6 protein-coding genes are annotated in these 7,974 nt (G+C 43.5%); all 6 read left to right on the top strand.

The window, feature by feature from the left end; genetic code table 11:
* The coding region (locus F6K52_RS08695) for an ATP-binding protein (protein ID WP_293076433.1) at positions 1-2,265 on the top strand (2,265 nt) is incomplete at its 5' end.
* Positions 2,266-2,546: 281 nt separating this feature from the next.
* Positions 2,547-2,729 carry a hypothetical protein gene (locus F6K52_RS08690; RefSeq protein ID WP_293076431.1) on the top strand — a complete coding sequence of 61 codons (183 nt, stop codon included), beginning with the start codon at positions 2,547-2,549 and terminating at the stop codon, positions 2,727-2,729.
* Positions 2,730-2,870: 141 nt separating this feature from the next.
* Complete coding sequence (locus F6K52_RS08685; protein ID WP_293076429.1) at positions 2,871-4,589, top strand: diflavin flavoprotein; 1,719 nt, start codon at positions 2,871-2,873, stop codon at positions 4,587-4,589.
* Between the two features lie 41 nt (positions 4,590-4,630).
* Positions 4,631-6,379: a diflavin flavoprotein gene (locus F6K52_RS08680; protein WP_293076428.1), complete on the top strand. Its 1,749-nt coding sequence runs from the start codon at positions 4,631-4,633 to the stop codon at positions 6,377-6,379.
* A 39-nt stretch (positions 6,380-6,418) separates the two neighbouring features.
* Entirely contained in the window at positions 6,419-6,604 is a 186-nt protein-coding gene (locus F6K52_RS08675; protein ID WP_293076426.1) for a hypothetical protein, read from the top strand.
* Between the two features lie 36 nt (positions 6,605-6,640).
* Positions 6,641-7,948, top strand: coding sequence for a cysteate synthase (locus tag F6K52_RS08670; RefSeq protein WP_293076424.1), 1,308 nt, complete (start codon positions 6,641-6,643; stop codon positions 7,946-7,948).
* Positions 7,949-7,974: the final 26 nt, after the last annotated feature.

The raw sequence follows: 7,974 nt of genomic DNA, 5'->3' as shown, positions 1-7,974 counted from the left end.
AACCAAGAAGCTAGTAAATATATAGAATTACTAGTTATCACCCAACAACAATATTGTTTATTATATACTAATATATGGAAACACGTAACTTTAAGCTTTCAAGGATTATTAGCTGATAATTACCAGTTGGTGAGTGATGAGTTTAATGAGCCTGAAATGTTTAATCATTTCCACGAAACTCACAATTATCAGTCGCTGTTTACCCTCCATTTAGCTAAATTAATCATTTGCTATACCTTTCACGATTACCAACAAGCTGTTGTTCATGGTTCAAAAGCTATCGAGTATGAAGATGGAGCATTTGGTCTACTGGTAGTTGTTGCTCATAACTTCTACTATTCTCTAGCGTTACTTGCTCAGTATCCTAACTGCGATTGGCCTACAGCCAATCGCACTCAGCAAGAGCATTACCTAAACCAAGTAAAGGTTAACCAAACAACCATGGGAAATTGGGCTCACCATGCTCCTTCCAATTTCCAACACAAGTACAATTTAGTGGCAGCAGAAATAGCGCGAGTTGTCGGGGATACTCTCGATGCTATGGAGCTGTACGATCTTGCTATTGCTGGGGCAAAAGAAAACGAATACCTTCACGAAGAAGCCCTTGCTAATGAACTTGCTGCTAGGTTTTACCTAGAGTGGGGCAAACCAAAAATTGCGGAAGTTTACCTTACTGATGCCTACTATGCCTATGCTCGCTGGGGAGCTAAAGCTAAAGTTGAGGATTTAGAACAACGCTATCCTGAATTACTGGCTATGATCCAGCAACAACAGACTATTAGCCTGGATCCTAGCAATTCAATTACCACATCCTATAGTGAGTCTTTATCGAGTTTGCACCCAATCCAAACTATCACCTCAAATACCCTCAGTGTTTCAGACGCTTTAGATTTGACAACAGTGATCAAAGCATCTCAAGCCATTGCCAGAGAAATTCAACTTGAGCAGTTATTCTCTACTTTAATGAAAGTGATCATTGAGAATGCAGGAGCAGAAAAATGTGCTTTGATTTTGCCTAAAGCTGGAACATGGGTGATCGACGCTTACTATATAACTGACCCTATCTCCCAAGGTAACTCCGAAGGTAACTACGAAGGCAATTCAGAATCAGATCAACAATTCTCTCTAACCGTACTGCAATCAATGCCAGTAGTAAAGAGTCAAGATATTTCAGTTAGCGTGATCAACTATGTTGCCCATAGCTCCGAAACTTTAGTCTTAGATAATGCTAGTGTGGAAACTATGTTGGCAGCTGACCTTTATATTATTGAGCAACAACCTAAGAGTATCTTGTGTACACCTATCCTCAATCACGGCCAACTAATTGGTATTGTGTATCTTGAAAACAATCAATGTACTGGAGCATTTACCAAGGATAGGTTAGAAATTCTGAAACTGTTGTGCTCTCAAGCGGCTATCTCTCTAGAAAATGCTAATCTCTACAACACCCTGGAAGAAAAAGTTGCTGAACGTACTCAAGAACTGTCTGAAACTCTCGAAGACCTGAAAGCAACTCAGAAACAGTTAGTGGAATCTGAGACTAAAGCCGTTTTAAGTAGCTTTGTGGCTGGTGTCACTGACGAAATTAGTACACCAGTTGGCAATGGGATTACGGCTGCGTCTACTCTAGCTGATGAAACTCTTGGATTTATCCGTAGTTTCCAAGAGGGTAAATTAAAGCGCTCGGCATTCCAAAACTATTTGGAAGTGGCTCAAGAATCCAGTGAATTAATTCTGAGTAACTTACAACGGGCTGGGGAGTTGGTGCAAAATTTCCGGCAAGTTGCTGTTGACCAAGATGATTTAGAAAAGCGCAGGTTAAATCTTAAACACTATCTCGACGAGGTCTTACTTACTTTAGAGCCTAAACTTAAACAGACTTCCCATGGTTTAACCCTAGAAGGAGACGATACAGTTACGATCAATACTTATCCAGGAGCTATTTGGAAAATTGTTACTCATTTAGTGATCAATTCCATTACCCATGGCTATCAACCATCAGAGCAAGGACAGTTAACCTTAACTGTTGAAAGGATTCAAGACGAGGTTATGCTTAAGTATCATGATGATGGCTGTGGGATTGCGAAGGAGCATTTAGGCAAAATTTTTGAACCTTTCTTTACTACTGCTAGACCTCAAGGCAGAACTGGTTTAGGTCTGCATATTGTTTATAACTTAGTGACTCAGAAGCTCCTGGGACAAATTGAAGTTAAGTCGGAAGTGGGTCAAGGCACTGAGTTTATGATTACTCTACCTATAGGTTAAAGGTTGGTTGAAGGTTGAAGGTTGGTAGGTTAAAGGTTGAAGGTTGATTGGTTGAAGGTTGAAGGTTGAAGGTTGATTGGTTGAAGGTTGATTGGTTGAAGGTTGAACGCGCACGCGTGGCCAAAGGCCAAGGTTGGTTGGTTGAACGCGCACGCGTGGCCTAAAGGCCAAGGTTAGGTTATTCGCCTTGGATCTGGAAGTAGGGAGTAGGGAGTAAGAGTAGCATGAGCCTACGGCGTTAGCTATCAGTTATATCAAGTCAGGATAATTACCCTGTCTTGATGCAGTCGCTCATGGGGGAAACCCCCAAGACCGCGCTGCATCGCTTAATAAAGACCTTCCCCATCTCCCTATCTCCCTATCTCCCTATCTCCCTATCTCCCTATCTCCCTATCTCCCTATCTCCCCATCTCCCCATCTCCCTATCTCCCCACACTTCCTTTAATTATGGGTATTCAACCTGACTTGATATTATTTGTGGTGAGTGAACTATAACCAATCCTAAATCAGAGCTATAGCATATTTAAATCCAGCTTTTGAAGATATTTGTGTAAAAATAAAGAAAAGTTACATATCTTAAAAATAGCGGATAAAGGAGTAAAGGGATGGTAGTACTGACTGACCGGGTTCAAAAGCGGCTAACCATAGAGACTAACGAGATTGCTCCAGATACCACAACTATTCGTTCTTTAGATTGGGATCGCGATCGCTTCGACATCGAATTTGGACTACAAAACGGCACCACGTACAACTCGTATCTGATTCGGGGCGAGAAAATTGCCTTGGTCGATACCTCCCATGAAAAATTCCGCCAGCTATATTTAGATACTTTAACCGGACTAATTAACCCTACCGATATTGATTACTTAATTATCAGCCATACCGAACCAGACCACAGTGGCTTAGTCAAAGATGTCCTTGAACTAGCTCCAGATATTACTGTGGTGGGCTCAAAAGTGGCAATCAAGTTCCTGGAAGACTTTGTACACCAACCGTTTCAGCGGCAAATTGTCAAAAGTGGTAATCAGCTGGATTTAGGCAATGGGCATATCCTGGATTTTGTCAATGCCCCTAATCTTCATTGGCCCGACACCATGCTCACTTACGATGGTGGGACTAAGGTGCTGTATACTTGTGATGTCTTTGGCATGCACTACTGCTCTGCTAGCACCTATGATGACAACCTCAGCGCTATCGAAGCAGATTATCGATTTTACTACGAATGCCTGATGGCTCCCAATGCCCGCTCAGTGCTATCTGCTCTCAAGCGGATGGACAAATTGGGAGAGGTGACTACTATTGCTAATGGTCATGGTCCTATACTGCGCCACAATGTAGAACAACTGGTAGGAAATTACCGCTACTGGAGTCAAGCCAAGGCCAAGGCAGAAAAGTCCGTTGTTGTGTTTTATGTCTCAGATTATGGCTATAGCGATCGCATTTCTCAAGCGATCGCCCTAGGGATTACCAAAACTGAGATTGCTGTGGAGATGATGGACATCAAATCTGCTGACCCTCAAGAGGTTCAGGAAGCAGTTAACCGTGCGGCTGGCATAGTAATTGGCATGCCTCCAGCCACAAACAGCACAACTACAGCAGCAGTTAGCACGGTACTGGCTGCGGTCAAATCCAAGCAATCTGTTGGTTTGTTTGAATCCTATGGCGATGATGACGAACCCATTGACCCCCTACGTACTCAATTTAGAAGCCTAGGACTCAAAGAAGCCTTTCCTGGGATTCGGATCAAAGATACTCCTAGTGAAACCATTTACAAGCTTTGTGAAGAAGCCGGTACTGACATGGGGCAATGGCTGAGTCGCGATCGCTTGATCAAGAACATGAAATCCCTAGATACAGACCTAGACAAAGCTTTAGGTCGTCTCAGTGGTGGACTATACATCATCACGGCTAAGAAAAGGGATGTCAAGAGTGCCATGTTAGCCTCTTGGGTCAGCCAAGCTAGCTTCGAGCCTTTGGGTTTCACCATTGCTGTAGCCAAAGACCGGGCGATTGAATCTTTGATGCAAGTGGGAGACCGCTTTGTACTCAATGTACTCGAAGAAGGCAACTACCAAGACTTAATGAAACACTTCCTAAAGCGCTTCAAACCTGGTGCTGACCGCTTTGCAGGGGTGAATACACAAACCGCACAAAACGGTTCCCCGATTCTCAGCGATGCCCTAGCCTATCTAGAGTGTAAAGTTACCACCCGTATGGAATGTAGTGACCATTGGATTGTTTACTCTACCGTTGAGACCGGACGGGTTTCTAAGCCAGAGTCTCTGACTGCTATCCACCATCGGAAAGTGGGAAATCATTACTAAACATTAATAGCAGTTCTAAATCTAATCGGCTAATCTGAACCATGAACACTACAAAACCCCGTGACGTCCAACCTCTCTATATTGCTACCGATACCCTCATATTGCGATCGCGTACTTGGGACCGGCTCAAATTTGAAATCGAATATGCCTTGCAACGAGGCACCACTGCTAATTCTTTTCTGATTAGAGCTGATCAAATAGCCTTATTCGATCCACCAGGAGAATCCTTTACAGAGGTGTTTCTCAAAGCATTACAAGAACGCCTTGACCCAAAGCTGATCGATTATGTGATCCTTGGTCACATTAATCCCAATCGCCTGGTTACTCTGAATGCTCTGCTCAAACTTGCTCCTGAGATTACCTTTGTTTGTTCCAATCCTGGTGCTAAATCCTTGCGCACTCTGTTTGAGAAACTAGAGGATAAAGCGATTCCAGAACAGGAGCTCAAAATCCTAGTGATGAAAGGGGATGATACTCTCGATTTAGGTGAAGGTCACATCCTAGATTTTATCCCTACCCCTAATCCCCGTTTCCCTGATCAGCTTTGTACTTACGATCCTAAAACTCAAATCCTATTTACAGATAAATTATTTGGTGCTCATGTCTGTGGGGACCAGGTAATGGATGAAGGTTGGAGAGTTTATAACGAAGACCGACGCTATTATTTTGATTGCCTGATGGCACCCCACGCCCGACAGGTGGAAACAGCTTTAGCTAAATTAGCAGACTTTGATGCTAAGCTTTATGCTACCGGTCACGGCCCCTTGGTGCGCTATGGCTTTCAAGAACTGACTGAGTCCTATGGGAAATGGAGTAAGCAACAACAAGCTCAAGAGGCCAATGTTGCCCTAATTTATGCCTCAGCTTACGGCAATACTGGAGCCATTGCCCAAGCGATCGCACGAGGTATCACTAAAGCTGGTGTATCGGTAGAATCCCTTAACTGTGAAGCAGCTGAACCGGAAGAGATTGGCGATGCTGTGGAGAAAGCAGACGGATTTATCATGGGTTCTCCTACCCTAGGAGGTCATGCACCAACCCAGGTTCAAACCGCTTTGGGTATGGTTTTATCTAGCGCTACTAAAACTAAGCTAGCGGGTGTTTTTGGTTCCTATGGCTGGAGTGGGGAAGCCATTGACCTATTAGAAAGTAAGTTCCGGGATGCGGGTTACAAGTTTGGTTTTGACACGATTCGGGTCAAATTTAAGCCTACAGACAAAGACCTCAAATACTGTGAAGAAGCCGGTACAGATTTTGCTCAAGCCCTGAAAAAAGCCAAAAAAGCCCGGAAACCCAAGCAACCTGCTGGTGAGTCTTCCGCTGCCCGCACGGAGCAAGCGGTGGGACGGTTGATTGGTTCACTGTGTGTTGTAACTACTAAACAACAAGACCTGACCGGAGCGATGCTAGCTTCCTGGGTATCTCAAGCTACCTTTACCCCTCCAGGGTTAACCGTAGCGGTAGCTAAAGAACGAGCAGTTGAGTCTTTGATGCACACTGGAGATAACTTTGTCTTGAATGTGTTAGAAGATGGTAAACATTTACCCTTGATGAAACAGTTTCTCAAACCATTTGGACCTGGTGAAGACAGATTTGGTGGGATAAAGATCGAAGAAGGAGACAATGGTTGCCCAATACTAAGTGATGCCCTAGCTTATTTGGAATGTACTGTAGAAAATCGGATGGAATGTGGTGACCATTGGCTAGTTTATGGGGTAGTTAAAAATGGGAAGGTGCTATCTGATGGAGTAACTGCCCTGCATCATCGTAAGTCGGGAACCTATTATTAATTTTTTAAAGGGAACAGGGAATAGAACTATGTCTTAACTTTGAATTCCACGACTATATACCTAAAAAAAAGTGATGCTCAGCAAAGAGTATCGCTTTTTTTTATTAACCCTAAAACTATAGCCAGGATAATTACCCTTAATCCAAATCTCCCCCACCTCCCTACTCCCTACTCCCTACTCCCTATTCCCTATTCCCTACTTTCAGATGGGACTATTGTCCACTAGCTGTTAGAATGTTCCAGTAATCAAGGACTAATCACAATGAAGTCTAAACTCAAATATATCCTCCGTTGCACGTTGTGTGGAAAAGAGTATGAACCAGACCCTTTCCGCCTTTGCTGTGACGAGAAACATGAGCCATCCCTTCTGCGTGCTGTCTATGCTAACGAAAAACTAGAAGTCAAAGAGAATCTCCCAGGTTTATTTCGATATATAGATTGGCTACCGGTTGATCGATACTTAGAGGCAGATGGTAAACCGATTACTTATCAAAGCAAAAATCTGGCTCACCATCTCGGATTAGATCATCTTTTCATTTGTTTCAATGGCTACTGGCCAGAGCGAGATGCTCATCTTTCTACTTGTTCGTTTAAAGAATTAGAAGCTTTCCCTATCTTAGGGAGAATACCAGAGGATAACCCCAAAACCCTAGTCGTTGCTTCAGCTGGAAATACAGGCCGAGCGTTTGCTACGGTTTGCTCTAAGCTGAAAATCCCCTTTTGCTTGGTGATTCCAGAGCAAAATTTATCCGCCATCTGGTCAAAGGAGCCGTTTGATTCTTCTTGTGTTCGTCTGATTGCTGTTGGTGGGAATAGTGACTACTCCGATGCCATTCGTATCGGAAAAATCATCAGTGAATTAGAGGGTTTCTTTCCGGAAGGAGGAGCTAAAAATGTAGCCAGACGGGATGGCATGGGGCTAACGGTTGTAGATGCTACAGTAACCATTGGGGAAATTCCTGATCACTATTTCCAAGCTGTCGGTTCCGGTACTGGTGGGATTTCAGCTTACGAAGCAAATCTGAGATTTTTAGCAGATGGCAGATTTGGCAACAAAAAAATGAAGCTTCACCTCTGTCAAAACATTCCTTTTACACCTATGACCGATGCTTGGAAAGCGGGTAAGCGAGAAATTACTGCTTTGAGCGAAATAGAAGCAAAAAAATCCATTAGTCAGGTTTCTGCTAAGGTACTTACCAACCGAAATCCAGCTTACTCTCTTGCGGGAGGAGTTTATGAAGCATTAGCGGATACTGATGGAGAAATGTATGGTGTGACTAATGACGAATCAGAGAAAGCAAGGGCTTTATTTGAGGAATTGGAAGGAATAGATGTTAGTCCTGCTGCCGGTGTGGCAACTGGTGCTTTAATTCAAGCGGTTGAGGCGGGGAAAATAGGTAAAAAGGACACCATTGTGCTCAATATTACTAGTGGAGGGTATAAACGGATGCGCCAAGATTATCCGTTACACTACCTCAAACCTGATTTAGTTTTTAAACCTGAAGAGATCGAGCCGGATTTGGTAGCAGAGAGGATTGATAAGCAGAGGGAAGTTTTAACTCGAAATTGACAGAAGATTTGTGGTGTTGCTGATTA

It is taken from the genome of Moorena sp. SIO3H5, assembly GCF_010692395.1.
Lineage (GTDB): Bacteria > Cyanobacteriota > Cyanobacteriia > Cyanobacteriales > Coleofasciculaceae > Moorena.
The sequence above is the reverse complement of the archived record's forward strand: the minus strand, read 5'-3'. Positions and strand labels throughout refer to the sequence as shown.

What these genes read in the sequence shown, in the direction of transcription:
- F6K52_RS08670 (WP_293076424.1), top strand. Translation starts at nt 6,641, where the DNA reads ATGAAGTCTAAACTCAAATATATCCTCCGTTGCACGTTGTGTGGAAAA.
- F6K52_RS08685 (WP_293076429.1), top strand. Translation starts at nt 2,871, where the DNA reads ATGGTAGTACTGACTGACCGGGTTCAAAAGCGGCTAACCATAGAGACT.
- F6K52_RS08680 (WP_293076428.1), top strand. Translation starts at nt 4,631, where the DNA reads ATGAACACTACAAAACCCCGTGACGTCCAACCTCTCTATATTGCTACC.
- F6K52_RS08690 (WP_293076431.1), top strand. Translation starts at nt 2,547, where the DNA reads ATGCAGTCGCTCATGGGGGAAACCCCCAAGACCGCGCTGCATCGCTTA.